This is a genomic window from Arabiibacter massiliensis (genome assembly GCF_902386925.1).
GTDB classification, from domain to species: Bacteria; Actinomycetota; Coriobacteriia; order Coriobacteriales; family Eggerthellaceae; genus Arabiibacter; species Arabiibacter massiliensis.
The window spans coordinates 487,826-514,559 of the sequence record NZ_LR698996.1; the positions used below are offsets into that span (position 1 = coordinate 487,826).

Below are 26,734 nucleotides of genomic sequence, written 5' to 3' on the forward strand. Positions count from 1 at the left end.
CTCAGGATGACGGGGGCGGGCGCGTCTGGCAGCGTTCCTCGTGCACTTTCCTTGGCATTTCGGCCGCTCAGATGCGTGCGCCTCCGTGCAGATGCTACAATCGGCCCTCGAGAGACGAAGACGCGCCCCGGCGGCAGGCCGGCGGCGACGGATCGAAAGGTATGAACGTGGCACTCGTCAACGAGCGGGCGCGCATCCTCGCCAACGGGGAAGTCGGCCCGAACCTCTACCTCATGGAGCTCGCGGCCCCGCGCATCGCGGCGGCCATCGAGCCGGGGCAGTTCGTGCACATGAAGGTGCCGAACATGGAGGCGCACATCCTGCGCCGCCCGTTCTCGGTGTACGCGCGCGACGCGGCTGCCGGGACGCTCGAGATCCTCTACCAGGCCGTGGGCTTCGGCACCGACCACATGACGCGCATCGAGCCCGAGCGCGCCGAGCACCTCTGGGGCGCGGAGCTCGTCGGCCCCGTCGGCCGCGCGTGGCAGCCGCCCGCTGACGTGCGCCGGGCGCTCCTCGTGGGCGGCGGCGTGGGCGCGGCCCCGCTGTTCATGCTGTGCGAGCAGCTGGCGGGCGCGGGCGTGCGCACGGACGTCGTGCTCGGTGCGCAGACGCAGGCGGCGCTCACGTGCCGCGCGCGCTACGAGGCGCTGCTCGACGCGCCGCCGCGCTGTGCCACCGACGATGGCAGCTTCGGCCGCGCGGGCTTCTGCACCTCGCTCGTGGAGGAGGCCCTCGCCGAGGCGGCGGCAGCGGGCGACCCCTACGGCTACCTGGCCGTGTGCGGCCCCGAGCCCCTCATGAAGATCGTCGCCGGCATGGCCGACGCTGCGGGCGTTCCCTGCGAGGCGTCGCTCGAGAAGCGCATGGCCTGCGGCGTCGGGGCCTGCCTGTCGTGCGTGGTGGACACCGTGGACGGCAAGAAGCGGGCCTGCGTCGACGGCCCGGTGTTCGACGCACGGAAGGTGGTGTGGTAGATGACGGCGAACGCGAGCGCGACCCCGCGCACGACGGCCCCCACGGACGTGCGCATGGCCGTGAACCTGGGCGGCCTCAAGATGAAGAACCCGGTCACGACCGCCTCAGGCACGTTCGCGGCCGGGCGCGAGTACGGCGACTTCGTGGACGTGGCCGCCCTCGGCGCGGTCACCACGAAGGGCGTGTCGCTCGCCGGCTGGGAGGGCAACGCCACGCCCCGCATCGCCGAGACGCCCTCGGGCATGCTCAACTCCATCGGCTTGCAGAACCCCGGCGTCGGGCACCTCAAAGAGCACGACCTGCCGTGGCTGCAAGAGCGCGGCGCGACGGCCATCGTGAACGTGTCGGGCCACAGCTTCGACGAGTACGTGCAGGTGATCGAGGCGCTTGAGGACGCGCCGGTGGACGCCTACGAGGTGAACATCTCGTGTCCCAACGTGGACGCGGGCGGCATGACCATCGGCACCTGCACGGACAGCGTCCAGACCGTTGTCTCGCGCTGCCGCGCCGCCACGAAGCGCCCGCTCATCGTGAAGCTCACCCCCAACGTCACCGACATCACCGAGATCGCGCGCGCGGCCGAGGCCGCCGGCGCCGACGCGCTGTCGCTCATCAACACGCTCATGGGCATGGCGATCGACGCCGAGCGCCGTCGCCCGGTGCTCGCGCGCGTCGTGGGCGGCCTTTCGGGCCCGGCCGTCAAGCCCGTGGCGCTGCGCATGGTGTGGGAGGTGCGCAAGGCCGTGGACGTGCCGCTGCTCGGCATGGGCGGCATCTCGTGCGCGACCGACGCCGTGGAGTTCATGCTGGCCGGAGCCACGGCGGTGGCCGTCGGCACCGCGAATTTCGTGAATCCGCACGCCACGGTTGAAATCATCGACGGAATAGCGCAGTATTGCGAGAGGCACGGAGTGAAGGACGTGCAGGAGCTGATAGGAGCGTTGGAATGGTGAATTCGTTCGAGGAGATCCCCGCGAGGGAGCGCGTGATCGTGGCGCTCGACTGCGGCATCGAGGAGGCCTTCGACCTCGCCGACCAGCTGCAGGGCAAGGCCACCTGGATGAAGGTGGGCATGACGCTGTTCTATGCGAACGGCCCGGCCATCGTCTATGCCCTCAAGGAGCGCGGCTTCAAGGTGTTCCTCGACCTCAAGTTCCACGACATCCCGCATCAGGTGGAGGGCGCCGCGTACGCCGCTGCCGGCAGCGGGGCCGACATGCTCACCATGCACACGGTGGGCGGCGTGGACATGATGGCGGCCGCGCAGCGCGGAGCCGAGCGCGCGGCGGCCGAGTACGGCCACGAGGTGCCGGCCACGCTCGGCATCACGGTGCTCACCAGCATGAACGATGCCGCGCTGGCTGAAACGGGCGTCTCCCGCGCCATGGCCGACCAGGTGGTGGTGCTCGCCGAGCAGGCCAAGCGCGCCGGCATCTCCGGCGTGGTGGCCTCGCCCCAGGAGGCGGCGCGCTTGCGCGAGATCCTGGGCGCGCACGCCTACATCGTCACCCCGGGCGTGCGCCCCGCCGGCAGTGCCAAGGGCGACCAGAGCCGCGTGGCCACGCCGGCCGAGGCCTTCGCCAATGGCGCGTCGCACATCGTGGTGGGCCGCCCCATCACGCAGGCCGACGATCCGGCGGCCGCGTTCGAGGCCATCGCGGCCGAATTGTAGGGCGGCAGAGGGCTTTTCGCGGTTTCGCCTGATCGCTCGTCGAAGGTGACGATTAGGCGACGAAACGCCCTCAGAAGGGCGCGGCGCTCCTACAATGTGTGTCAGCGTGTTGAAATTTTTGGATTTTGTGGCAATCGACAAGGTGAAACGGCAAATTGCGTGATAGTATCACGGCATTGTTCGGAACAGAAGGAGAGAAACACGATGGCTATTCCTCAACTCAGCCCTGAAGAGCGTCAGGCCGCTTTGGAAAAGGCGAAGGCCGCTCGCATCAAGCGCGCCGAGGTTCGTGACGAATTGAAGTCGGGCAAGCTCACCCTCGAGCAGGTTCTCGAGATGAAGAACGATTCGGTCGTGGGCCGCATGAAGGTGTCCACCCTGATCGAGACGCTTCCGGGCTACGGCAAGGCCAAGGCCGAGAAGATCATGAAGGAGCTCCAGATCGCCGAGAGCCGCCGCCTGCGCGGTTTGGGCGAGCGCCAGCAGACCGCCCTCTTGGAGCGTCTGGGCTAAACCTCCCGCATGAGACACGGCAATCTGTTCGTTATCTCTGGGCCATCGGGTGCCGGCAAAGGCACGCTGGTGGCCCGACTTGTGCGCGAGGTTCCCGACGCCTGGGTGTCCGTCTCGGCGACGACGCGCGCGCCGCGTCCCGGCGAGGTTGACGGCGTCCACTACCGGTTCGTCTCCGACGAGGAGTTCGACCGCCTCGTCGCGACCGACGGGCTGCTCGAGTGGGCGGTGTACGGCGGGAACCGCTACGGCACGCCGCGCGCCACCGTCGAGGAGCACATCGCGAAGGGCGACCAGGTCATCCTGGAGATCGACGTCCAAGGCGGCTTCCAGGTGCGCGACAAGATGCCCTCGGCCCGGCTCGTGTTCATCGAGCCGCCTTCGCTTCAGGTGCTCGAGGAGCGCCTGCGCGGGCGGGGAACCGAGACGGAGGAGGCCGTCGCCGAGCGCATGGAGACGGCGAAGGTGGAGCTTTCACGCAAAATGGAGTACGATGTACGGCTGGTGAACGACGATCTGGACGGGGCCGTCCGGGCCCTGGCGGGCTACGTCGACGAGCAAGCCGAGAGAACACGAGGTTAGCACCCTATGAGCATTATCGAACCGAAGATCAACGTCCTTCTGGACCGCGCCGACAACGACCGCTTCCTGTTGTGCGCCCTGGCGTCGAAGCGCGCCCACGACATCAACGACATGATGCGCGGCCAGCGCGACCGCGCCATCCAGCTGCAGACGGCCGTGGAGATCGCCCGCGCCGCCGACAAGAAGCCGCTGTCGCTGGCCTTCAACGAGATCGCGCGCGGCGAGGTGTCCTACGACCCGGCGTCCATCGACGTCAACTACCACTAAGCCGCAGGTTTGATCGAGTCTGCGCCATCCGGCCGCGCCAGGACCCTGGCGCGGCCTTGCTGTGTCCGCATTCGGAAGACGAAGGCCGTCCATGACTGAATTCCAACGCATCTGCCTCGTGCACTACCACGAGATCGGGCTCAAGGGCCACAACCGCGCCACGTTCGAGATGCGCCTGCTCAAGAACCTCGAGGCGCTCCTCGCGCCGTTCCCCGTGGTCACCATCCACCGCATCGCGGGCCGGCTGCTCGTGTTTTTGCGCGAGGGCACCGACTGGGAGACGGCCAAGCGCGTCGCCGACGCCATCGGAGGGGTGCCGGGCGTCGCGCGCGTGTCATGCGGCTTCAAGTGCGCGCGCGACCTGGACGTCATGGCCGAGGCGGCGCTGGCCGCGATGGCCGAGGCGGGGGAGTTCGACTCGTTCAAGGTGGCGGCGCGCCGCAACCACACCGACTTCGCCACAGGCTCGATGGACATGAACCAGATCATCGGCGCGGCGCTGTGCGCTGCATACCCCGACAAGCGGGTGCGCATGAAGAACCCCGATATCACCGTGGGCGTCGAGGTAGTGCAGAACGCGTCGTATGTGTACGCGCGCTCGCTGCCGGGCATCGGCGGCCTTCCGGTGGGCAGCTCCGGCGCGGTGGTGTGCCTGCTGTCGAGCGGCATCGACTCGCCGGTGGCCACGTGGAAGCTGGCGCGGCGCGGCGCGGTGTGCATCGGCGTGCACTTCTCGGGGCGCCCGCAGACCTCGGACGCGAGCGAGTATTTGGTGGACGACATCGCGCACGTGCTCGAGCGCACGGGCTGCATCGCACGTGTGTACACGGTGCCCTTCGGCGACTACCAGCGCGAGATCGCGCTCACGGTGCCGCCGGAGCTGCGGGTCATCATGTACCGCCGCCTCATGTTCAAGGTGGCCGAGGAGATCGCGCGCCGCGAACGGGCGGGCGCGCTCGTCACGGGCGAGAGCCTGGGGCAGGTGGCCTCGCAGACGCTCGACAACATCCGCTGCACCGATGCGGCGGTGGATCTGCCCGTGTTCCGCCCGCTCATCGGCACCGACAAGCTGGAGATCATCGCCGAGGCCGAGCGCCTGGGCTCTTTCGAGGTGTCCTCGCAGGACGCGCCCGACTGCTGCACGCTATTCATGCCGCGCAGCCCGGAGACGCACGCGAAGCTGCCCGTGGTGGAGGAGGCCGAGAGCGCGCTGCCCGTCGAGCGCTGGGTGCCCGAGCTGGCCGACGCCGCCGAGGTGCGCGACTACGCCTGCCCCGCCTACAAGCCCAAGAAGAAGCGCCCCTGAGAACGCCCTCCTTCTGACCTGGGGCGCTGTATCCGCGCTTGATTCCTGCTGGAAACGCGCTGGATCCGCGCAAGGTTCTCGCTGGATTCGCGCTGCATTCCCGCTTGATCCGCGAAAGATCCGGACGGCTATCCGCTTGACGCACGCCATATCCGTGCAAGGTCCGTGCGGTATGCTGGATGCGGACCGAAGGGGGTGGGGCGGATGCCGTTCGTCGAGCAAGCGGAGTCGTGGCGTTCCAAGGCGCATCTGGGCGGCGCGCGGCTGCCCGTGCTCGTGGGCGTGACGGCGCTCGCGCTCATCGTGCTGCTCGTGGCGGGCAAGGCGCTTCTCGACGCGGCGTCGTCGGAGGCGTTCTCCATCGAGCGCGCTCCGGCGCAGCAGGAGCAGGGGGAGGGAGAAGGCGCAGCGGCGGAGCCCGCTCCCGCCAAGACGGTGGTGGTGCATGTGGGCGGCGCGGTGGGAGAGCCCGGGGTGCGCGAGCTGCCGGAGGGCGCGCGCGTGCAGGACGCCGTCGAGGCCGCCGGCGGGTTCGCCGAGGGAGCGGCCACCGACGCGCTCAACTTGGCGCGCGTGCTCGTGGACGGCGAGCAGGTGATGGTGCCCACGCTCGAGGAGGCCCAGGCTGCCGAAGCGGCGGCTCCCGCGGCGCCGGGGACGGCGGCGGGCGGCAAGGTGAACATCAACCAGGCCTCGGCGGTCGAGCTCGACGCGCTGCCGGGCGTGGGGCCGGCCACGGCGGAGAAGATCGTCGCCGATCGCGAGGCGAACGGGCCCTTCGCCGCGATCGAGGACCTCAAACGCGTCTCGGGCATCGGCGACAAGAAGCTCGCCGAGCTCGCCGACCTCGTATGCGTCGGCTGAAAGGGCGCGGGCGCGCTGCGGAGATGCCGCCGCGCCCGTCGCTGCCGCCGACGCTCGGCTGCGCGCTCGGGATGTGGGCGGCGTGCGCGGCGGCGCTGACGGCTGCGGAGGGGTGGTCGATCGGCGCATGCCTCGCCGTCGGGGCGGCGGGAGCGCTCGGCGCCGTCGCCGCCGCGGCGGGCCTCTGGCGGGGGAGGGCGGCGCAGGCGTGGGCGCTCGCCCTGGGCGCGGCGCTCGGGCTCGCGTGCGCATGCGGGTGCGCGGCCGGCCTCCATGCGGCCGGGGAGGCGGCCGAAGGCGCGTCGGGGGAATGGCGCTTCGAGGCGGTCGAAGACGGGCGGGACGGCCTGTTCGGAGCCTCGTGCGCCATGCGGACCGCGCTTCCCGACGGGCGCGAGGCCCTCGTGCGCGTGCGCTTCGACGGCGATGCGGCCGTCCCGCGCTTCGGCGACGTGGTCACGGCGCGGGCGGTCCTTTCCGCGCCGGGCGCGTCGGCTGCGGACTACTGCTGGCGCTCGGGCATCGTGGCCGAGGCGCGCGTCGTCGAGGCCGAGCCCGCCCGTCGCGCCGATCTGGTGGGCGCGCTCGTCTCCGCGCGCAACCGCGCCATCGACCTTATCGCCTCCTCGGGAGAGGGGGACGGCCCCGCCGTGCTCGCGGCGCTCGTGTGCGGATGGCGCGGCCTGCTCGAGGAGGCCGGGGCCTACGACGCCTACAAGGCGACGGGCCTCGCGCACCTGGTGGCGGTGTCGGGCGCGCATCTGTCCATCGTGGCCGCCGTCGCCATGGCGGCCTTCCGGCTCATGCGTCTGCCGCGCTGGGCGGCGTGCGCGGCCGAGGCGGCGCTCCTGCTCGCGTACCTCGCGCTCGCGGGCGCGCCGGTGTCCGCCGTGCGCGCGGCGGTCATGGCCTTCGCGGGCATGCTCTCGTTCATGGCGTGCCGCCGTCCCGCCGCCCTCGGCGCGCTCGCCGCGTGCATGATCGGCTGCATCGCCCTCTCGCCGAGCACGGCCCTCTCGGCGTCGTTCGCGCTCTCGGCCCTCTCCACCCTCGGCATCGTGCTGTTCGCGGGCCTGGCCTCGGCCTGGATCGGGCGGTTCGCCCCGCAGGCCCCGCGCATGGCGCGCGACGCGCTCGCCCTCACCTGCGCGTCGAGCATCCTGGCCACGCCGCTTTCCGCCGCGCTGTTCTCGCAGCTGCCCTTGCTCGCGCCGATCGCTAACGTAGCGGTGGCGCCCCTGTTCCCGCTCGCGTGCGCTGCGGGCCTCGCCGCCTGCTCGCTCTCCCTCCTCGTCCCGCCCTTGGCGCCCGCGCTCGTGGGCGCGGCCGCGGGCCTCGCAGGGGTTATGACGGCCCTCGTGCGCCTGCTCGCGGGCATCCCCCATGCCAGCGTGCCCGCAGACGTGCCCCTGCCGCTCGCCCTCGTAGCCTCGGCCGTCCTCGCGGCGGCCCTCTGGCTCGCCTGGCCGCGCCCCGGCGCGCGCCTGGCCGCGGCGCTCGCCGCCGGATCCCTGGCCGTCGCGGCATGCGCGCTCCTCGTATGGCCGCGCCTCGCCGGCGACGAGATCGTGATGCTCGACGTGGGGCAGGGGGACGCCTTCGTCGTGCGCAGCGGGGGCGCCGCGGTGCTCGTGGACACGGGCAATCAGGATCGCCTCCTGCGCGAGGCCCTCGCCCGCCACGGCGTGCTGCGCCTCGATGCCGTCGTCGTCACGCACGGCGATGACGACCACATGGGCTCGCTCGCGTCGCTTGCGGGCATCGTGGAGGTCGACCGCGTGCTGGTGGCGAAAGACGCGCTCTCCTGCGGCTGCGACGCGTGCGGCCGCCTGCTCGCCGATGCCCGCGCGCTCGTCGGCGAGCAGGGAGTCGCGGGCCTCTCGCAGGGCGACGTGCTGCATGTGGGGGCGTTCGACCTGACGGTGGTGTGGCCCGCGTCGTTCTCGGATGCGGGCGGCAATGCCGACAGCGTGTGCCTGCTCGCCGACGCGGACGTGGACGGCGACGGGACGCGGGACTGGCGGGCGCTCTTCACGGGCGACGCCGAGCGCGACCAGCTGCGCGCGCTCATCGATGCGGGCCTCGTGGGCGCCGTTGACGTGTACAAGGTGGGGCACCACGGCTCGAAGAACGCGCTCGACGACGAGGAGGCGGCCGTCCTCTCGCCGCGCCTCGCCCTCGTGAGCGCGGGCGCGGGCAACCGCTACGGCCATCCCGCTCCCGAGACGCTCGCGCGGCTCGAGGCCGTGGGCGCCGCCGTCCGCCGCACCGACGAGGAGGGGGACGTTTCGTGCGAATTCAAGCCCGATCGGATGGAGGTGAGCGCCCTGCGCTAGAATAGGCGGCATGACTGCTCAAACCAAACAAGAAGCGCCGCTTCTGCCCGTGTACCTCGTCTCGGGCGAGGACGCCCTCAAGCGCGACGCGGTGGCGAAGCGCCTGCGCGCGCGCCTTTCGAAGATGGGCGACCTGTCGTTCAACGCCGACGAGTTCAACGGCGAGACGGCCCTCGGCGCCGACATCGTCGCGGCATGCAACACGGTGCCGTTCGCGAGTCCTGTGCGCCTCGTCGAGGTGCGCGGGGCCGACAAGCTCAAGAAAGCCGACGCCGAGGCGCTGGTCGCCTACCTGTCCTCGCCGAACGAGACGACCGTGCTCGCCCTCGTGGCCGAGAAGCTGGCCAAGAACACGCGCCTGTACAAGGCCGTGGCGGCGCACGGCAAGACCGCCGTCATCGACTGCACGCCGCCCAAGCGCTACGAGCTGCCGCGGATGGTGCGCTCCATGGCCGTCGGGCACGGCGTGACGCTCACTGAGGGCGCGGCCGCCAAGCTCGTCGACCTCGTGGGCGAGGATACCGTGCACCTGGATAGCGAGCTCAAGAAGATCGCGCTGGCGCATCGCGGCACCGACGCGGTGAACGAGCACGAGATCGTAGCGATGGTGAGCCGCACGGCGGAGGTGAAGCCCTGGGAGTTCGTGGACGCCTTCGCCGCGCGCGATGCGCGCAAATGCCTGCTCTACCTGGGACGGATGGACTCGGTGTCGCCGCACGCGCTCATCGCGATGTGTACTTCCCGCCTGCGCGAGCTGGTGTGCGCCCGCAGCTTAGCCGAGCGCGGCAACCCGCGCGGGGTGGCCGCCGCCCTCAAGATGCCCGATTGGCGCTGCAAGAACCACGCGGCCTGGGCGCGCGGGTTCACCGCCGCCGAGCTGCGCGGCGCCATCGTGTCTGCCCGCGACGCCGAGCGCGCCATGAAGAGCGGCGCGGATCCGCGCGCGACGTTCGTCGACTGGATGCTCGCGGTCGTCGTCGGCCGCTGAGCCGACCGCCCGCGACGAAGGCCTGAACGAGAGGAAGCCCCGGGATCCGGGGCTTCCTCTCTCTTGATATGCGGAAGGATCGCGGGGCGATTCTCCGATGGGGTGGGCTACTCGGCGGCTTCCTCGGCGGGCGCCTCGGCCTCGGCCTTGGCGGCCTCCTCGGCCTCCTTCGCCTTGCGCTTCGCGGCGGCGGCCTCGTCCTTCAGCTGCTTCTCGCGGCGCTTGGCCTTCTCCTTCGAGGCGGCCTCCATCTCGGCCTTGCGGGCGGCCTTGCGCTCAGCCTTCTTGGAGCCGGTCTTCTGCTCCTTCTTCTCCGGCTTCACGTAGGCGGCGCGGTCGGCCTCGGTCACCACGTCCTTGATGAGCAGCATGATGCCGCTCTTGCGGTTGGCGGCCTGGTTCTTGTGGATGACGCCCTTGCTGGCGGCCTTGTCCATGAGGCGGCAGGCGGCGAGCGCGGCGGCGTAGGCCTCGGCGCCATTGCCGGCGGCCACGGCCTCCTTTACGCGGCGGGTCGCGGTCTTGAGCTCGCTCTTGACCGCGCGGTTGCGCATGCGGGACTTCTCGTTGGTGATGTTGCGCTTCTTCTGGCTCTTGATGTTCGCCATGTGTGTTCTTTCCTCCAATGAATCACGAGCTTGTTCTCTGCGGAGCCTTCGGGCCCCCTCGCGCATCCGGCGAACATACCGCCGCAGGGCGTCCGATAGCTCGCGCATGCGATCCACGGGGATCGGCGCTCCGCGGGGCGGAGGCGTTCGTATGCACGTTGAGCAGGCGGGATTTCTCTGCTCCTCGACCTATCGGCCACCCAGCGATCACGAATCGTAAAGCGCAGCCACGTCTGCCGACTCGGCGATGGAAGCCATCGCGCGCACGTGCCGCTGGATACACAATGCGATAGAATACCAAAGGATCCGCGTCATTGCACGCGGAAATGCAAAAACACATCTTGCACCCGTTCGAAAGGAAGCCCAGGTTGGTTGCAAAAGTAGCTGCAACACTGCATGAGTTATCGCAACAGTTGCGGTTTCACGTGCAAAACAGGGGGAATCGCGTTGCGCTTGCCCTTGCAATCGGCGCCGATCCGCCTCAGACCGCCCTTTGCCCCACAGCATCTCGAGAGGATTCGGGCGCGCTCGCGCAGGCCCCCGCCTCGGAAAGTGCAGAGGAAAGCGCAACGCGCGGGGCCTTGGAATCTAGGATATGTTTACGCGCACTGCTTCCCGGGCTTTATCGAAGCGCGGCGGGCTACTGCTCCACCGCGTGGGCCATCAGATACGGTTTCAGCACGACCTCGTCGGCGGGCACCCGCTCGTAGCCCAGCTCGTCGAAAAGCACCCTGGGGATCAGCCCCTCGGCGACCTCGAAGGGGCACTTGCCCGACGCGCGGGCGAGCGGGTAGGAGTTCACGTGGCTCGCGCACACCGCCACGTCCCACACGCTGAGCGCGTCGAAGTCGCTGCGGTGCTTGGGCAGGATTCGCCTGAGGCGCTCGTGGTTGCGCTCCGCCTGGGCCTTCTGGTTGGACTGCATCGCGTCGCAGTAGAACACCCGGGCCCGGCGCGCGCCCTCCACCAGGCACGAGCGCTCCACGCCGGCCCAGTCGTCGAACTCGACCCCTCGGTCGAAGAGGAGGATTCCGAAGATCTCCTCGAAAGCCGCAGGCGAGCCCAAGGCGCGCTCTATGACGTCGAGCCATGCGACGACCGCCGCGGGGTCGCCATGGCGCTTCTTCAGGTAGAATTGGAAGGAGCGGGCGACGACGTGCAGGCTCAAAATATCCGTGGCGTTTCCCTGATACCCCTCCACCGAGTCGCCCTGCACGACGCGGACGCGCTCGGCGAGGGCGAGCTCGAGGAAGTCGGCGTAGGCGCGCCCCGCGCGGTCCACCCTCTCGCGGGGCGCGTCGGCGTCCCCGCCCTTCCCATTCGGCTTCCGGCGCGGGAGCAGGCGCGCCTTGCGCGGCATGTCGAGGCTCGTCAGGCCGACCTCTCCTTTCGCCTGGTAGTTGTAGGCGCTGCGCACGCACACCGGCAGCTCGGGCGCATGCGCGGCCCAGATCGCCTCGAAGCTCTGCCCCTGCTTGGAGAGGGGGACGACGATGGCGTTCATCGCGTCGAGCTCCTCTTGCGAGATGCAGATGCCGCTCCTCGACGCGCTCAGCGTCCCGCGGTACGCCGCGTGGGCGTCGCCCGCGTCGTAGGAGCACTTGGGGTAGGCGCACCACCCGCGCTTCGGGCAGCCCTCGGGGCAGACGTAGGGCCACTTCTGCGTGGTCGGGCACATCTTGGGCTCGAAGTCCGGGCACGCAAGGACGCACGGGCGCGTCTTGCACCTCTTGCATGCCGTGAGCGCGGTCGAGCACCTCTTGCAGGCGGTGCCGCTCGCCTGGCACGACTGGCTTTTGGCGCACCTCGCGGAGGCGTTCTCGCCCCTCGACATCTTCCTCTGCCTCACGGTCCTGTGCGCCCTGGCCTCGCGGGTCACGGTCGAGGGGCTGACGTCGATCCTCTTGGCGATAGCCCTCGCCGAGTCGCGGCTGCGGATCCCCTCCTCGATCACCTCCCTGTTCTCCTTCGTGAGATGCCTTCCCTTCGATTCAGGCATCGCCTCCTCCTTCCCGCCCGGGAAACCTGCACGGGAAAGATTGTAGAAGAGAAGGGAAAAGCCCCTTTCAGCGGCAGGCCTTACGACCTACGCGCTGAAAGGGGCTCCAGGCTTCGCCTGCAAGAGCAAGCGCAACAGCGTTGCGTTTAAAAATTCAACCTACCGAAAGGAAGCCCATGAAGACCTCCTCTGCCCGCGTCCTTGCGGCCGCTTGCTCGATCGTCGTCGGGGCGCTGCTGCTCGCCGGCTGCTCGAGCGCGGCCCAGCACCAGGTGGTGGGCGCGGGCGAGGAGTGCTCGTCGTGCCACTCGGAGGAGAAGGCCGTCTACGAGCGGGGCGCCGACGTCCCCTCGGGCGCGGTTGAGAGCGGGATCCGCGTGGCCGTGAGCTCTGATGCGGACGCGGTGTCGGTCTGCGTGCCGAGGTTCACGGCCGAGGATGGGTCGCGCTACGTGCCCGTCGAGGCGTCCCGCATGGCGCTCGACGCCGGCTCGGCGACGCTTGAGCTGGAAGAGGGCCTGTGGGCCATCTGCGTCGACGACGGCGATTCGGCCCGCGCCCAGCTCGTCCGCGTTGACCCCTCGCGCTCCGACTCCGCCGAGATCAAGCTTTAGGGAAGCGCTGATCAATGCCAAGGATGCGGGTGCGCCGTAGGGCAAGGGCAGAGCCCTTGCCCTACGGCATCAGTGGACCGCGCATCGATCAGCGTTTCCTAGCGCCGAGCCCGCTCCGGCCGCCGCCTTCCGTGGGTTTTCAGCGAGCGCCGCTTCCGGATGCGGCGCTCGCTGGTAGAATAGGCTCCGTTTTCCCGCAGCGCCCGCGTCTCGCGCGGCGCGCGCACGACGTGAAAGACAGGACATGACCGACCCGAACCTCATCCGCAACTTCTCCATCATCGCGCACATCGACCACGGCAAGTCGACGCTCTCGGACCGCATCCTCGAGCTCACCGGCACCGTGGCGCATCGCGACATGCAGGAGCAGCTGCTCGACACCATGGACATCGAGCGCGAGCGCGGCATCACCATCAAGAGCCAGGCCGTGCGCGTGGACTACACGGCCGACGACGGCCAGACCTACCAGTTCAACCTCATCGACACGCCGGGCCACGTCGACTTCACCTACGAGGTGAGCCGCAGCCTGGCCGCGTGCGAGGGCGCCGTGCTCGTGGTGGACGCCACGCAGGGCGTCGAGGCGCAGACCGTGGCCAACGCCATGATGGCCATGAACGCGAACCTCGAGATCATCCCGCTCATCAACAAGATCGACCTGCCGGCCGCCGAGCCCGACCGCGTGCGCGAGGAGATCGAGGAGGGCCTCGCCATCCCCGCCGACGACGCGGTGCTCGCCTCCGGCAAGACCGGCGCGGGCGTCCACGACCTGCTCGAGGCCGTGGTGTACAACATCCCCGCGCCCGAGGGCAAAGCGGACGGGCCGCTGCGCGCGCTCATCTTCGACTCGTATTTCGACCCCTACCGCGGCGTGGTGGCGCTCATCCGCGTGGTCGACGGCTCGCTCAAGAAGGGCGACCGCGTGCGCATGATGGCCACCGGCACCGAGGTGCTCGTGGAGGAGGTGGGCGCGCGCCGCCCGGCCGAGACTGCCATGCCCGAGCTCTCGGTAGGCGAGGTGGGCTACCTGGTCACGGGACTCAAGGATGTGCGCCAGGTGAAGGTGGGCGACACGATCACCGCCGTGCGCGGCGGGGTGGACGAGCCCCTGCCCGGCTACCGCGACGCCAAGCCCATGGTGTTCACGGGCCTGTTCCCCATCGACGGCGACCAGTACGAGCCCTTGAAGGAGGCGCTCGAGAAGCTCTCGCTCAACGACCCGGCGCTTGCCTGGGAGCCGGAGAAGTCGCACGCGCTCGGCTTCGGCTTCCGCGTGGGCTTTTTGGGGCTGCTCCACATGGAGGTCATCAAGGAGCGCCTCGAGCGCGAGTTCGGCCTGGACCTTCTAGCCACGGCGCCCTCCGTGGAGTACCACGTGTACCGCGCCGGCGGCGAGATGATCAGCCTGCACTCGCCCCAGGAGATGCCCGACCCCGGCGAGATCGAGCGCATCGAGGAGCCCTACCTCAAGGCGAAGATCCTCATCCCGCCCGACTACGTGGGCGCGGTCATGGAGCTCACCACGGCGCGCCGCGGCACGTTCGTCACCATGAACTACCTCTCGCCCACCACGGTGGAGATGCTCTGGGACATCCCGCTCTCAGAGCTCATCATGGACTACTTCGACAAGCTCAAGTCCAACACGAAGGGCTACGCGAGCCTCGACTACGACTTCGACGGCTACAAGCCCTCGAAGCTGGTGAAGCTCGACATCCTCCTGTCCGGCAAGCCGGTGGACGCGCTGTCGTTCATCATCCACAAGGACAAGGCCTACGACCGCGGACGCGTCCTCACCGAGAAGCTGCGCGGCATCATCCCGCGCCAGATGTTCGAGGTGCCCATCCAGGCGGCCATCGGGGGGCGGGTGCTCGCGCGCGAGACGGTGAAGGCGAAGCGCAAGGACGTGCTGGCGAAGTGCTACGGCGGCGACATCAGCCGCAAGCGCAAGCTTCTGGAGAAGCAGAAGGCCGGCAAGAAGCGCATGAAGAACATCGGCAACGTGGAAGTGCCGCAGGAGGCGTTCATGGCCATCCTCAAGGTGGATGATTGATATGGCGCGCAGAAACGATGAGTTCGACTGGCTGGACGACCCGTTCGACGAGAAGAAGGCCGCGCGACAGCCCGAGGGCATGAGCGGCCGTGCGAAGGCGGCGGTCGGCTGCGGGTGCTTGGTCGCCGTCGTGGGCTTCGTGCTGCTCATCGCCTTCTCCCTGGTGAACATGGCCGACATCCTCATGGGCTAGGAACGCGTCCGCAGGGATCGTTTTGGCGGGCCGCCTCGTAAGGCAAGGGCCCTGCCCTTGCCGCAACCTGCGGAACGATCCCGCCCGATACGCGCATTTACAGAAAGGCATCATGCACGAGTTCTTCCGAAAGCACCGCCTGCTGCTCGCGCCCATGGCGGGCGTGAGCGACGAGGCGTTCCGCGCCCTCTGCCGCGAGCAGGGGGCCGACCTCGCCTTCACCGAGATGGTGTCGGCGAAGGGGCTCTCCTACGCGAACGTTAAGACACGGCATCTGCTGCGCCTCGCGCCGGGGGAGGACCAGGTGGCGGTGCAGCTATTCGGCCACGAGCCCGACACGATGGCCGCGCAGGCCGCCTGGATCGAGGACGAGATGGGGGAGTCGCTCGCGTACCTCGACGTCAACATGGGCTGCCCCGCGCGCAAGATCGTGTCGAAGGGCGACGGCTCGGCGCTCATGAAGGAGCCCGAGCTGGCCGCCGCCATCGTGCGCGCGGTGCGCTCGGCGGTGGCGCACCCGGTGACGGTGAAGTTCCGCCGCGGGTGGGCGCTGGGGGAGGAGACGGCCCCGGAGTTCGCGCGGCGCATGGAGGATGCGGGCGCGTGCGCCGTCGCCGTGCACGGGAGGTACGCCGAGCAGCTCTACCGGGGCAGCGCCGACTGGAGCGTGATCGCGCGGGTGAAGCAGGCCGTGAGCGTGCCGGTGGTGGGCAACGGCGACGTGCGGACGGGTGCCGACGCCGTTGCGATGATCGAGCGCACGGGCTGCGACGCCGTGATGATCGCGCGCGGTGCCGAGGGCAATCCCTGGGTGTTCGCGCAGGCCAAGGCCGCGCTTGCGGGCGAACCCGAGCCGGCGGCGCCCGCCGTGGAGGAGCGCATCGCCATGGCCCGCCGCCATGCGCGGCTGCTCGCCGAGCGCGAGGGGAAGAACATCGTGCGCATGCGCAAGCACGCCATGTGGTACATGGCCGGCCTTCCAGGAGCCTCGGCGGCCCGCGCGAAGATCAACGCCTGCGTCTCGGTGGAGGACTTCGACCGCGTCTTCGACGAGCTGCTGGATTATGGAGGGCCGTCCGCGTGAGGAGGGATCGGCGGGCACGCCGTGCTCAGACAGTCCTCGCTTCGCTGCGGAACTGCGCGCGGCATGCCCGCCGATCCCTCCTCACGCTGCGTTCTTCGTCATCCTGAGCGAGCGGAGCGAGTCGAAGGATCCGTCTAAAACAACCGCACTATTCTCCCGGCGGGGGAGGCTCCCGGAAGCCTCGGCTGGGGGAGGGGGGGGGGACCTGTAGCATGCCCCACGATCCGTACAAGGCTCTTTACTTGCACGTGCCGTTCTGCGTGAAGCGGTGCGCTTACTGCGACTTCGCGACGGCGGCGGTGCCGGCTGGCTCGCCGGAGATCGACGCGTACGTGGAGGACCTCTGCCTGCAGATCCGCCGCAAGGCGAAGGAGGGGGAGCTCGGCGCCATCGAGACGGTGTATATCGGCGGGGGCACGCCTTCGCATGTGGGGCTCTCTCGGCTCTCGATGCTCCTCTATACGCTCTCGCTTTCGATGCATCTTACGCCCGAGGTGGAGTGCACGATGGAGGCCAATCCGGAGAGCCTCGACGAGCGCATGGTGCGCGACATCTGGGCGCTCGGGGTGAACCGCCTGTCCATCGGCGTGCAGAGCTTCGACGACGAGGTGCTGCGCGTGCTCAGCCGCGCTCATGACGCGGATGCGGCCCGGCGCGCCATCGAGGCCGCGCGGACCCGCTTCGAGAACGTGAGCGTGGATCTCATGTGCGGTATCCCCGGGCAGTCGGAGGCCAGCTTCGAGGCGAGCGTGCGCGAGGCCGTCTCACTCGGCGCGACGCACGTGAGCGTGTACCCGCTGACCATAGAGCCGCACACGCCCTTCGACGCGGCGGTGCTCGCCGGCGAGCTGGACGAGCCCGACGACGACGTGGAAGCCGCGCACATGGAAGCGGCCGCGCGCGTGCTGGGCGCGGCGGGCTTCACGCGCTACGAGGTGGCGAGCTACGCGCGGCCCGGCTTCGAGAGCAGGCACAACACCGCGTACTGGACGGGCGTGCCCTACCTCGGCCTCGGGCGCTCGGCCGCCACGATGACGCAGAACGCGAGCCGCCGTATGCGCATGCAGGACGGCGAGGTGACCGACGACCTCGACGCACGCCAGATGGCCGCCGAGGACCTCATGCTGGGCATGCGCATGTCGCGCGGCGTGCCCGACGCGCAGGCAGAGCGCGCCGATGCGCTCGGCCTCGGGGCGACGCAGGCCTTCGCCGAGCTCGCGGAGCAGGGCCTCGTCGTGCACGAGGACGGCCGCTGGAGGCCCACCGAGCGCGGCTGGCTCTGCGGCAACGACCTCTACGGCCGCCTCCTCGACCTCGCTCCATGATAATGCCCCGGTTGTCATCCCTGCCGTCTTTTGGGACATTTCAGAGAATCTTCCAGGTTTTTTAGCACTCTCTTGCGCCGGCTGCTAGAATGGTGCGTTGGCGGAACGGTCAAGTGAAAGAGGAAGGTGGAGAGGCGTGCTTTCAGATCGAAGGCAGAGGGTGCTCGCGGCCCTCATCGAAGAGTACGTCGCGCGCGCTCTGCCGGTGGGCTCGCGCACGCTGACGGAGCGCTACCAGCTGGGCGTGAGCCCGGCCACGGTGCGCAACGAGCTGTCGGTGCTCGAGGACGGCGGCTACATCGCGCAGCCCCACACCTCCGCGGGCCGCGTCCCCACCGACTTCGGCTACCGCGCCTTCGTCGACAACCTGCTGGCCACCGACCTCGCGGCCGACGACGAGCGCTACCGTCCCGTCGTGGACGAGCTGCGCCGCAGCGCGAGCGAGCTCGACGCGCTTCTGGAGCAGACGTCCTCGGCCCTCACGCGCCTCACGGACTGCCTGTCCATCGTGCTGGCGCCCTCGGTGCTCAACCTGCACATCAAGCAGCTCTCGCTCATCTCGCTCGCGCCGCATCGGGCGCTCGTCGTGCTCGTCACCGAGGACGGCCAGGTGTTCAACCGCCAGATGGAGTTCGCCGACGAGGTGTCCCCCGACGACCTGGCGCGCGTGCAGCGCTTCCTCGGCGAGGTGTTCAACGGCAAGTCGCTGCAGGATATCGAGGACGGCCTGGGGCAGGGCATGATGGAGGCGTTCCGCGACCCGCTCGTGCGCATGGCGCTCGACGAGGTGCTGTCGTGCCTGCAGGAGAGCGAGCTGTCGCGCGCGCACCGGCTGGGGGTGAGCTCGCTGCTTACGAAGCCCGAGTTCAGCCAGGCCGAGGCGCTCCTGCCCGTCATGCGCGTGCTCGAGGACGACACCGTGCTCCTGCACATCCTCGACGACGCGGCGACGCAGGGCGCGGGCGTGCCGAGCGTGCGCATCGGCCGCGAGAACGACGCGGCGGCGCTGTCGGGCGTGTCGGTGGTGGCCAGCCGCTACGGGCGCGGCGCGTCGGCGGGCGTGGTGGCCGTCGTCGGGCCCACGCGCATGGATTATTCGAAAGTCATCCGGGCGGTGCGCATCGCGAGCGCGGCGCTCGAGGATGTGTAGGAACCGAGAGCACGGGCGGCGGCGAAGCGTGCCGCGCGCCCTTGGAGGAAAGGTAATAATCGCAGATGGCCAGGGACCTGTACGAAGTTCTGGGAGTTTCCCGAGAGGCGACCGAAGAGGAGATCAAGAAGGCGTTCCGCCGGCGGGCGCGCGAGCTGCATCCCGACGTGAACAAGGCGCCTGACGCCGAGGACCAGTTCAAGGAGCTCAACGAGGCCTACGACGTGCTGAGCGACGCGACGAAGCGCGCCCAGTACGACCGCTTCGGCACCATCCCCGGCGCGGCGGGCAGCGGAAGCCCCTACGGGGGCGGCGGCTACGTCGACTTCGAGGACCTGTTCGGCGGCGGCTTCGGCATGGGCGACATCTTCAGCTCGTTCTTCGGCGGCGCGGCCGGCGGGCGCGCCCCGCAGCGCCGCGAGGGCCGCGACATGGGCGTGGGCCTGCGCCTCACGCTCGAGGAGGTGGCCGCGGGCGCCAAGAAGGAGATCGTCTACGACCGCCTGGCGCCGTGCCCCGACTGCGACGGAACCGGCCTCGGCCCCGACGGCCGCGAGATCACCTGCCCCGAGTGCCATGGCCAGGGCCGCGTGGTCACCATCCAGCACACCTTCCTCGGCGACATGCAGACGTCCGCCACCTGCAAGGCTTGCGGCGGTACCGGGCGCACCATCGAGAACCCGTGCCCGGAATGCGAGGGCCAGGGCCGCGTGCCCGACCGCCAGCGCGTCACCGTGGAGGTGCCGGTGGGCATCCGCGACTCCCAGCAGCTGCGCCTTTCCGGCTTCGGCGAGGCCGGCATGCACGGCGCGCGCCCGGGCGACCTCATCGTCACGGTGCGCATCCAGCCCCACGAGTTCTTCGAGCGCGACGGCGACAACCTGCACGCGCGCGCGAACATCTCCATCGTCCAGGCCGCCCTCGGCGCCGAGATCGAGATCGACGGCATCTTCGCCGACGAGAAGGTGCAGGTGCGCATCCCCGAGGGCTGCCAGAACGAGCAGGTGGTGCGCGTGAAGGGCTACGGCATGCCGAAGTTCCGCAGCGAGTCGCGCGGCGACATGTTCGTGCACGTGAACGTGGTGGTGCCCAAGAAGGTGACGAAGAAGCAGCGCGAGCTTCTGGAGCAGCTGGCCCAGGAGATGGGCGAGGACGTGGCCGACGAGCGCTCGCCGCTGCAGAAGCTGCGCGACGCCTTCAACTAGCGGCGAGCCTCCCATGTCCCTGCCTCATTTCTACCTTGACGACCAGGTGCTCGCCGATGAGCCGGGCGAGGTCTTCTCCCTGCGCCTCTCCGCGGGCGACGCCAAGCACGCCCGCGTGCTGCGCCTGGCGCCCGGCGAGCACGTGGCCGTGGTGGACGCCGGGCGGGATTACTTCGAGTGCGAGGTCGTCTCGTTCGACGGCATGCTGCCCGACGTGCGCATCGCCCAGCGGCTCGAGCGCGCCGCGGCCCGCCCGTCGGTCGTGCTCGTGCAGGGCCTCGCCAAGGGCGACAAGATGGAGACGGTCATCCGCCACGCAACCGAGCTGGGCGTGGCCGAGTTCCTGCCGCTTTCGTGCGAGCGCTCCGTGGTGAGGCTCGATGCCAAGAAGGGGGTCGCGAAGGCCGAGCGCTGGCGCGCCATCGCGAAGAGCGCGGCCATGCAGTCGGGGCAGCCGGCGATCCCCGAGGTGCGCGAGCCGATGGCGCTCGCCCGGGCGTGCGGGCTGCTCGCCGACGCGGACGCCGTGCTCGTGTGCTGGGAGGAGGCCCCCGGCACGGCGCGGATCGAGGACGCCCTGGAAGGTTCGCCGCCCGACGCGCGCGTGGCCGTGGTCGTGGGGCCCGAAGGGGGCCTCGCGGCCCGCGAGGTGGACGCGCTCCTCGCCTGCAACCCGCGCGCGTCGCTCGTGACGCTCGGGCCCTCCATCCTGCGCACAGAGACCGCCGGCATCGTGGCCCCGGCCCTCGTGCTGTACGAGCTTCGGCGGGCCGCGCGATGAACTTCGCCGTCGTCAATCTGGGGTGCAAGGTGAACCGCGTAGAGTCCGACGACACGGCGGCGCTCCTGGCCGCGCGCGGCATCGAGACGCGCGAGGAGGACGCCGACCTCATCGTGGTGAACACGTGCACGGTCACGGGCGAGGCCGAGAAGAAGACCCGCAAGGCCGTGCGCCGCGCCCTGCGCGCGAACGAGAGCGCCCGCGTGCTCGTCACGGGATGCGCTGCCGCCATCGACGCGGCGTTCTACGAGGGCCTCGACCCCCGCGTGGAGTGCGTGGGCAAGGCGGCGCTGCTTTCGCGCGCGGCCGAGCTGGCCGATGAGCTGGACGACCGTAGGGCAAGGGCTCTGCCCTTGCCGTCGGCTGGCGAGGAAGCCTTGGTTGAACGGCAAGGGCAGAGCCCTTGCCCTACGGGGGATTCGCAATCAGCTCCTTCGCTGCGCGTGGGGGAGGGCTTCCGCACGCGCGTGGGGGTGAAGGTGCAGGACGGGTGCGACAACGCGTGCACGTACTGCATCGTGCACGTGGCGCGCGGAGCCGCCACGAGCCGGTCGGCCGACGACGTCGTGCGCGAGTGCCGCGCCTATGTGGAGGCGGGCGCTAAGGAGATCGTGCTCACCGGCATCAACCTGGGGTCGTACCGCGATGGGACCCTGCGCCTCGCGGGCCTGCTGCGCCGCCTGCTCGACGAGACGGCCGCGCTCCACGCGCCGGGCGAGCCGCCGTGCCGCTTCCGCGTGTCGAGCATCGAGCCGCGCGACGTGGACGGGGCCTTCATTGGCGTGCTCGCGGAGGAGGGCGGGCGCGTCTGCCGCCACCTGCACCTGCCGCTCCAGGCGGGCAGCGACCGCGTGCTGCGCGAGATGGCGCGCCCCTACGACTCGGCGCGTTTCGCCGCGCTCGTGGAAGAGCTGCGCCGGCGGGTGCCCGGCATCAGCCTGTCCACCGACGTCATCGTGGGCTTTCCCGGCGAGACGGACGGCGACTTCGCCCGCACGATGGACCTCGCGCGCCGCTGCGGCTTTTCCAAGATCCACGTGTTCCCGTACTCGCGCCGCGAGGGCACGCCGGCCGCCGCGCGCGCCGACCAAGTGCCCGCCGAGGTCAAGGCCGCCCGCGCCGCCGCCCTGCGCGCGCTCGGCGACGAGCTACGCGCCGCCGACTTCGCCCGCCGCGCCGGAACCGCGGAGCTGGCGCTCGTGGAGGAGGACGGCGCCGCCATGACCGAGAGCTACTTCGAAGTGCCCGCTCCCGCAGGCGCCGCGCTCGGCGCCCTCGTGCCTGTGAAGCTGGGGAAGGGAGGCGCGGATGTCTGAGAGCGAGGCGCGCGAGCGGGCCCGCAGAAGGCTCGAGGAGCGCCAAACGCGCCTGCATGGAGGCGCAGCCGGGCCGTCCGCGCCGGGACGCCGCCCGCCCAATCGCGCCGCGCCGGCCGGCCGGCGCTCCCGGGAGGCGCAGGGGCCCGAGGGCCTTCCCGCCCTCGCCGACGCCGCCGCGGGCGTCCTGCGCGCGATCGGGCCCAAGCGGCTTGCGATCGGCGCGACGGCGCTCGCCCTCCTCATCGCCCTCGTCATGGGCGTCCGAGGGTGCCTGTCCGCAGGCGACGGAGCGGCCGTCCCGGAAGAGCCCGCCCCGGCTCCCGCCGCGCAGCAGCCCGATGAAGCGAAGATAGACGAGGCCGTCCTCTCCTCGATCCTCGGCGACGAGCTGGCGGCGCAGCTCGTCCAGGCCGCCTCGGCCAGCGACGACGTCGCATGGATCGCCTCTCATCCGGACGCCTACGCCGCAGACGGCGAGGCCGTGCAGCGCAAGCTCCTCAAGCTTGCCGCCGTCGAGCCCGAGGCCGTGCCCTTCGTGCGCGCGTTCCCCGAAGCGTATCCCGCCGAGGACGCCGCAGGGACGGGCGATCCCTCCGCAGGCGAGGTGCCGCGGCTCTACCAGTGGGATCCCCGCTGGGGCGCCACCGTGTACTCGTCCACGACGTTCGCCCTCACCGGCTGCTGCCCCACGTCGCTTTCCATGGTGTACCAGGGCCTCACGGGCAAGGGCGACCTCTCGCCCTACGACATGGGCAGGCGCGCGGCCGAGGGCGGCTACGAGACGCAATACGACGGCACCGACGCCTCCTTCCTCGTGAACGAGGCCGCCGGCCTGGGCCTTACGTGCGAGTCGCTCTCCGTGGACGCCGACGCCCTGCGCGCGGCGCTCGAGGGCGGCGCGGCGGTCATCTGCAACGTCGGGCCGGGCGACTTCACCGAGGCCGGTCACTTCTTCGTCATCACGGGGATCGCCGAGGACGGCGCGCTTTCCATCAACGACCCGTATTCGGCCGAGCGCTCGAAGCGCGGCTGGGACGTCGGGGACGTGCTCGGCCAGACCATGGCGCTCTACGCGTACCGCCTCGCCTGAGGCGTCCCGCGCGCGGCCGGCCTGCCGGTTGCGCTCGGCACTCCCTCGGTTTACCATGTTCGGGACATCGAACGAGAAGCTCGCAGCGTCGGCAGACACCGGCGGGCGGGGAAGGAGCCGCAGCATGGAAGAGACACGCGTCATCGAGGTGAAGCGCAGCATCCTGGCCGCCAACGACGAGGCGGCCGACGCCTTCCGCGACGCGCGCAGGCAGGACGGCACGTTCTTCGTGGACGTGATGGCCTCGCCGGGCGCGGGCAAGACGACGCTTTTGCTCGCGCTCATCGAGCACCTGCGCGCGGCGGGCGAGCCCGACGTGGGCGTCATCGAGGCCGACCTGGAGTCGGACGTGGACGCCCTCAAGATCAAGGAGGCCGGCGTCGCCTCCGTCGAGCTCAACACCAAGGGCATCTGCCACGTGGAGATGGGCATGGTGGAGCGCGCGTGGGAGGCCTTCGGCGGCGCGGACTTCGGCTATCTGTTCCTCGAAAACATCGGCAACCTCGTGTGCCCGGCCGAGTTCGACACCGGCGCGCATGCGCGCGTGATGCTGCTCTCCGTCCCCGAGGGCTGGGACAAGGTGATGAAGTACCCGCCCATGTTCGCCGTGGTGGACGCCCTCATCGTGACGAAGAGCGACTACCTGCCCCTGAACCCCGACTTCGATATGGAGGCCTTGAAGGAGCGCGCCCGCGCCCTGAACCCGCGCCTCGAGATCTTCGTGACGAGCGCACGCACCGGCGAGGGCATGGAGGAGCTCGCCGACTGGATGCGCGCCCGCCGCGAGGCCGCGCTCGCGTAGGAGCCGGCCGATCGCCGAGTTCTGCCGGGCTCCGCGCGCCCCGGGCCCTTGTCGGTTCGATGACATCGGCCCGGGTCGGGCGGGGTCGTGGTACAATGGCCGCATGACAGACCAGACCCAAATCACGCTGACGGCCCCGCAAAGCGTGAACATGGCGCTCATCGTCGGGCCGGCCGATGAGATTCTCCACCTCGTGCAAGATGCCTTCGCGGCGCGCATCACGGTGCGCGGCGACACCATCGTGCTCGAGGGCGATCCGCTCGAGGTGCAGTCGCTCACGGCGCTGTTCTCCGACCTCATCAAGCTGGTGGAAGGCGGTGGCGAGCCCAGCGTCGACTACGTGCGCCGTGCCATCGACCTTCTGCGCACGGCCGAGTTCAGCCCGACCGCGCTGCGCGAGGACATCCTGCTCACGTACCGCGGCCGCGCCATCCGTCCGAAGACGGCGGGGCAGAAACGCTACGTGGACGCCATCCGCGAGAACACCATCACGTTCGGCATCGGGCCCGCGGGCACCGGCAAGACCTACCTCGCCATGGCTATGGCCGTGGCCGCGCTCAAGCGCAAGGAGGTGGGGCGCATCATCCTCACGCGCCCGGTGGTGGAGGCGGGGGAGAGCCTGGGCTTTCTGCCCGGCACCCTCACCGAGAAGGTGGACCCCTACATCCGCCCGCTCTACGACGCGCTCTTCGACATGACCGACATGGAGCGCGCCAACCAGCTCATCGACAGCGGCGTCATCGAGATCGCCCCGCTCGCGTTCATGCGCGGGCGCACCTTGAACGACAGCTTCATCGTCCTCGACGAGGCGCAGAACACCACGCCCGAGCAGATGAAGATGTTCCTCACGCGCCTGGGCTTCGGCTCGAAGATGGTGGTCACGGGAGACGTGACCCAGCTCGACCTGCCGCACGGCGTGTCGGGCCTCAAAGGCGTGCGGGCCATCCTCGAGGGCGTCGACGACATCGCGTTTTGCGACTTCACCGGCAAAGACGTCGTGCGCCATTCGCTGGTGGCCGCCATCGTGGCCGCCTACGACGAGGCGAGCAGAAAGGCTTGACGACCATGGACATCCAGATCAACTACGACTACCGCAAAGACGAGCTCGAGAAGCTGCCGCTGCACGAGCTCACGCAGTTCGTGCTCGCGCGCGAGGACAAGCCCTTCAACACCGAGGTGTCCGTGAGCTTCGTCACCGACGACGCCATCGCCGAGCTCAACGAGAGGTACCGCCACAAGGAGGGCCCCACCGACGTGCTGTCGTTCGAGTGCGACGGCGTGGACGAGGACCTCGCCGCGACGACGCTGGCGGAGGACCCGGTGTTCGAGCTGGGCGACGTCGTCATCGCGCCGGACGTGGCCAGCCGCCAGACGCGCGAGTTCGGCACCACGTTCGAGGAGGAGATCAGCCTGCTTCTGGTGCACGGGCTTCTGCACCTGTGCGGCTACGACCATATCGAAGACGACGAGGCCGAGGTCATGGAGAAGCGCGAGGCCGAGATACTCGAGGCCTGGTCGAAGCGCTGACGCCGGAAGGGGGCTGGCATGGACGCGTCTGGAGAGGCCGAGGAGGGCTTCGTCCGCAACAAGGCGGCGAAGGAGTCGCGGGCGCGCTTTCCGCTCGTGAGCGCTTTCAAGTGCGCGTGGGACGGCATCGCCTACGCCGTGCGCACGCAGCGCAACATGAAGATCCACCTGGTCATCGCCGTGGCGGCGGTGGCGCTCGGCTTCGCGTTCGGCATCGACGGGGCCTCGTGGGCGGCCGTCATCCTGTGCATCGCGGCCGTGTTCGCGGCCGAGTGCGTGAACACGGCGGTGGAGAGCGTGGTGGACCTCGTGTCGCCGGAGTACCACGAATTGGCGCGCCGCGCGAAGGACACGGCGGCGGGCGCGGTGCTCATCTTCGCCGTGGTCGCCCTCGTCGTGGCCGCCGTGGTATTCGGCCCCCCCGCCTGGGCCCTGCTGTTCGGCTAAGCACAGTCGTCAATTGAAGTAAGGATCGCACATGGATTTCCAAACGGACGTCGAGGGGTTCAAATCCGGCTTCGTCACGCTTGTGGGCAGGCCGAACGCCGGCAAGTCGACGCTGGTGAACGCCATCATGGGCAAGAAGATCGCCATCACGTCGGACACGGCGCAGACGACGCGCCACCGCTTCCGCGCCGTGCTCACGCGCGAGGACTTCCAGCTCATCCTGGTGGACACGCCGGGCCTGCACAAGCCCCACGATGCGCTCGGCGAGGAGCTGAACACGTCGGCCCTGAAGGCGCTCGAGGACGTGGACGTGGTCGCCATGCTCATCGACGCCTCGCAGCCCATCGGGCGGGGCGACGAGTGGGTGGCCGAGCAGCTCTCCCGCGTGCGGTCGAAGAAGATCTGCGTGTTGTCGAAGGTGGACCTGGCGAGCCCCGCCCAGATCAGCGCGCAGCGCGAGGCTGCCGAGCGCTTGGGCACGTGGGACGCCATGGTGGGCCTGTCGTCTGCCACCGGTTACAACGTGGAGGCCTTCGTCGAGGAGGTCGTGCACCTGCTCCCGGAGGGCCCCTCGTGGTTCCCGGCCGACATGGAGACCGACCAGCCCATCGAGGTGGTGGTGGCCGAGTTCGTCCGCGAGAAGATCCTGCGGACGTTCCACGACGAGGTGCCCCACGCCATCGGCGTGCGCGTCGACGAGATGGAATACGACCGCAAGAAGGACCTCCACCGCATCTTCGCCACCGTGTACGTGGAGCGCGACAGCCAGAAGGGCATCATCATCGGCAAGAAGGGCGCGGCCATCAAGCGCATCGGCACCGAGGCCCGCGCCGATCTGGAGCAGCTGCTGGGCACGCGCGTGTATCTGGACCTCTCGGTGAAGGTGAAGAAGAACTGGCGGCGCGACGCGAGCCAGATCAGAAGGTTCGGCTACGGCGAAGGCGCGTGAGGCTCCGCGCGGCGGATCCTCGGAGTTCTGCAAGTATTGTCGTGAACGGGCCCGCGTCCGCTCCCTCGCCGCGCGCGGCGGCGGGTTT

27 protein-coding genes are annotated in these 26,734 nt (G+C 69.9%); 25 read left to right on the plus strand and 2 right to left on the minus strand.

Annotated features, from left to right (window positions below; genetic code table 11):
- Positions 1 to 167 precede the first annotated feature (167 nt).
- The 10 genes from FX134_RS02070 to holA all read left to right on the plus strand — a co-directional run bounded on the left by FX134_RS02070 (position 168) and on the right by holA (position 9,506).
- On the plus strand, positions 168 to 977 hold the full coding sequence (locus tag FX134_RS02070) for a dihydroorotate dehydrogenase electron transfer subunit (RefSeq protein WP_080803661.1): 810 nt from the start codon (positions 168 to 170) through the stop codon (positions 975 to 977).
- Positions 978 to 1,931 carry a dihydroorotate dehydrogenase gene (locus tag FX134_RS02075; protein WP_080797311.1) on the plus strand — a complete coding sequence of 318 codons (954 nt, stop codon included), beginning with the start codon at positions 978 to 980 and terminating at the stop codon, positions 1,929 to 1,931. It begins immediately after the preceding gene.
- Positions 1,925 to 2,650, plus strand: a complete 726-nt coding sequence (gene pyrF, locus FX134_RS02080; protein ID WP_080797312.1) for an orotidine-5'-phosphate decarboxylase — start codon at positions 1,925 to 1,927, stop codon at positions 2,648 to 2,650. Before FX134_RS02075 ends, pyrF begins: the two co-directional genes overlap by 7 nt.
- A gap of 204 nt (positions 2,651 to 2,854) precedes the next feature.
- Entirely contained in the window at positions 2,855 to 3,163 is a 309-nt protein-coding gene (mihF, locus tag FX134_RS02085) for an integration host factor, actinobacterial type (protein WP_080797313.1), read from the plus strand.
- Between the two features lie 9 nt (positions 3,164 to 3,172).
- Positions 3,173 to 3,745 carry a guanylate kinase gene (gene gmk, locus FX134_RS02090; protein WP_080797314.1) on the plus strand — a complete coding sequence of 191 codons (573 nt, stop codon included), beginning with the start codon at positions 3,173 to 3,175 and terminating at the stop codon, positions 3,743 to 3,745.
- A 6-nt stretch (positions 3,746 to 3,751) separates the two neighbouring features.
- On the plus strand, positions 3,752 to 4,012 hold the full coding sequence (locus FX134_RS02095; RefSeq protein ID WP_080797315.1) for a DNA-directed RNA polymerase subunit omega: 261 nt from the start codon (positions 3,752 to 3,754) through the stop codon (positions 4,010 to 4,012).
- A 91-nt stretch (positions 4,013 to 4,103) separates the two neighbouring features.
- On the plus strand, positions 4,104 to 5,318 hold the full coding sequence (gene thiI, locus FX134_RS02100) for a tRNA uracil 4-sulfurtransferase ThiI (protein ID WP_080797316.1): 1,215 nt from the start codon (positions 4,104 to 4,106) through the stop codon (positions 5,316 to 5,318).
- Between the two features lie 204 nt (positions 5,319 to 5,522).
- Complete coding sequence (locus tag FX134_RS02105) at positions 5,523 to 6,182, plus strand: ComEA family DNA-binding protein (RefSeq protein WP_080797317.1); 660 nt, start codon at positions 5,523 to 5,525, stop codon at positions 6,180 to 6,182.
- Positions 6,170 to 8,518 carry a ComEC/Rec2 family competence protein gene (locus tag FX134_RS02110; protein WP_080797318.1) on the plus strand — a complete coding sequence of 783 codons (2,349 nt, stop codon included), beginning with the start codon at positions 6,170 to 6,172 and terminating at the stop codon, positions 8,516 to 8,518. The genes FX134_RS02105 and FX134_RS02110 overlap by 13 nt, the downstream gene beginning before the upstream one ends.
- 10 nt (positions 8,519 to 8,528) lie before the next feature.
- Positions 8,529 to 9,506 (plus strand): DNA polymerase III subunit delta, encoded by a 978-nt coding sequence (gene holA, locus FX134_RS02115; protein ID WP_080797319.1) that lies wholly within the window; start codon positions 8,529 to 8,531, stop codon positions 9,504 to 9,506.
- A gap of 107 nt (positions 9,507 to 9,613) precedes the next feature.
- Here holA and rpsT read toward each other — a convergent pair whose 3' ends face one another.
- A complete protein-coding gene (rpsT, locus tag FX134_RS14920) occupies positions 9,614 to 10,114 on the minus strand; it encodes a 30S ribosomal protein S20 (RefSeq protein WP_080797320.1) in 501 nt (166 codons plus the stop codon).
- A 640-nt stretch (positions 10,115 to 10,754) separates the two neighbouring features.
- Positions 10,755 to 12,113 carry a helix-turn-helix domain-containing protein gene (locus FX134_RS02125; protein WP_080797321.1) on the minus strand — a complete coding sequence of 453 codons (1,359 nt, stop codon included), beginning with the start codon at positions 12,111 to 12,113 and terminating at the stop codon, positions 10,755 to 10,757.
- 176 nt (positions 12,114 to 12,289) lie between these two features.
- On the opposite strand from FX134_RS02125, the gene FX134_RS02130 reads away from it, so the two are divergent.
- The 15 genes from FX134_RS02130 to era all read left to right on the plus strand — a co-directional run bounded on the left by FX134_RS02130 (position 12,290) and on the right by era (position 26,646).
- The gene (locus tag FX134_RS02130) at positions 12,290 to 12,727 is read left to right on the plus strand and encodes a hypothetical protein (RefSeq protein WP_080797322.1); all 438 of its coding nucleotides are present in this window, start codon (positions 12,290 to 12,292) and stop codon (positions 12,725 to 12,727) included.
- A gap of 244 nt (positions 12,728 to 12,971) precedes the next feature.
- Positions 12,972 to 14,774: a translation elongation factor 4 gene (gene lepA, locus FX134_RS02135; RefSeq protein WP_080797323.1), complete on the plus strand. Its 1,803-nt coding sequence runs from the start codon at positions 12,972 to 12,974 to the stop codon at positions 14,772 to 14,774.
- Between the two features lies 1 nt (position 14,775).
- Positions 14,776 to 14,967 carry a hypothetical protein gene (locus tag FX134_RS02140; RefSeq protein ID WP_080797324.1) on the plus strand — a complete coding sequence of 64 codons (192 nt, stop codon included), beginning with the start codon at positions 14,776 to 14,778 and terminating at the stop codon, positions 14,965 to 14,967.
- A gap of 112 nt (positions 14,968 to 15,079) precedes the next feature.
- Positions 15,080 to 16,051 (plus strand): tRNA dihydrouridine synthase DusB, encoded by a 972-nt coding sequence (dusB, locus tag FX134_RS02145; protein WP_080797325.1) that lies wholly within the window; start codon positions 15,080 to 15,082, stop codon positions 16,049 to 16,051.
- A gap of 212 nt (positions 16,052 to 16,263) precedes the next feature.
- Positions 16,264 to 17,376 (plus strand): radical SAM family heme chaperone HemW, encoded by a 1,113-nt coding sequence (gene hemW / locus FX134_RS02150; RefSeq protein WP_080797326.1) that lies wholly within the window; start codon positions 16,264 to 16,266, stop codon positions 17,374 to 17,376.
- 136 nt (positions 17,377 to 17,512) lie between these two features.
- Positions 17,513 to 18,526 (plus strand): heat-inducible transcriptional repressor HrcA, encoded by a 1,014-nt coding sequence (gene hrcA / locus FX134_RS02155; protein ID WP_172623344.1) that lies wholly within the window; start codon positions 17,513 to 17,515, stop codon positions 18,524 to 18,526.
- Positions 18,527 to 18,591: 65 nt separating this feature from the next.
- Positions 18,592 to 19,731 carry a molecular chaperone DnaJ gene (gene dnaJ / locus FX134_RS02160; RefSeq protein WP_080797328.1) on the plus strand — a complete coding sequence of 380 codons (1,140 nt, stop codon included), beginning with the start codon at positions 18,592 to 18,594 and terminating at the stop codon, positions 19,729 to 19,731.
- Between the two features lie 13 nt (positions 19,732 to 19,744).
- Positions 19,745 to 20,512, plus strand: coding sequence for an RsmE family RNA methyltransferase (locus FX134_RS02165; RefSeq protein ID WP_080797329.1), 768 nt, complete (start codon positions 19,745 to 19,747; stop codon positions 20,510 to 20,512).
- Complete coding sequence (locus FX134_RS02170; protein WP_080797330.1) at positions 20,509 to 21,828, plus strand: MiaB/RimO family radical SAM methylthiotransferase; 1,320 nt, start codon at positions 20,509 to 20,511, stop codon at positions 21,826 to 21,828. The genes FX134_RS02165 and FX134_RS02170 overlap by 4 nt, the downstream gene beginning before the upstream one ends.
- On the plus strand, positions 21,821 to 22,921 hold the full coding sequence (locus tag FX134_RS02175; RefSeq protein WP_080797331.1) for a C39 family peptidase: 1,101 nt from the start codon (positions 21,821 to 21,823) through the stop codon (positions 22,919 to 22,921). Before FX134_RS02170 ends, FX134_RS02175 begins: the two co-directional genes overlap by 8 nt.
- Positions 22,922 to 23,045: 124 nt before the next feature.
- Entirely contained in the window at positions 23,046 to 23,723 is a 678-nt protein-coding gene (gene hypB, locus FX134_RS02180) for a hydrogenase nickel incorporation protein HypB (RefSeq protein ID WP_080797332.1), read from the plus strand.
- Positions 23,724 to 23,826: 103 nt separating this feature from the next.
- Positions 23,827 to 24,783 carry a PhoH family protein gene (locus tag FX134_RS02185; RefSeq protein WP_080797333.1) on the plus strand — a complete coding sequence of 319 codons (957 nt, stop codon included), beginning with the start codon at positions 23,827 to 23,829 and terminating at the stop codon, positions 24,781 to 24,783.
- Positions 24,784 to 24,788: 5 nt separating this feature from the next.
- On the plus strand, positions 24,789 to 25,250 hold the full coding sequence (ybeY, locus tag FX134_RS02190; protein WP_080797334.1) for an rRNA maturation RNase YbeY: 462 nt from the start codon (positions 24,789 to 24,791) through the stop codon (positions 25,248 to 25,250).
- 18 nt (positions 25,251 to 25,268) lie between these two features.
- Positions 25,269 to 25,697, plus strand: coding sequence for a diacylglycerol kinase family protein (locus FX134_RS02195; protein ID WP_080797335.1), 429 nt, complete (start codon positions 25,269 to 25,271; stop codon positions 25,695 to 25,697).
- Between the two features lie 31 nt (positions 25,698 to 25,728).
- Positions 25,729 to 26,646, plus strand: a complete 918-nt coding sequence (era, locus tag FX134_RS02200) for a GTPase Era (RefSeq protein ID WP_080797336.1) — start codon at positions 25,729 to 25,731, stop codon at positions 26,644 to 26,646.
- Positions 26,647 to 26,734 lie beyond the last annotated feature (88 nt).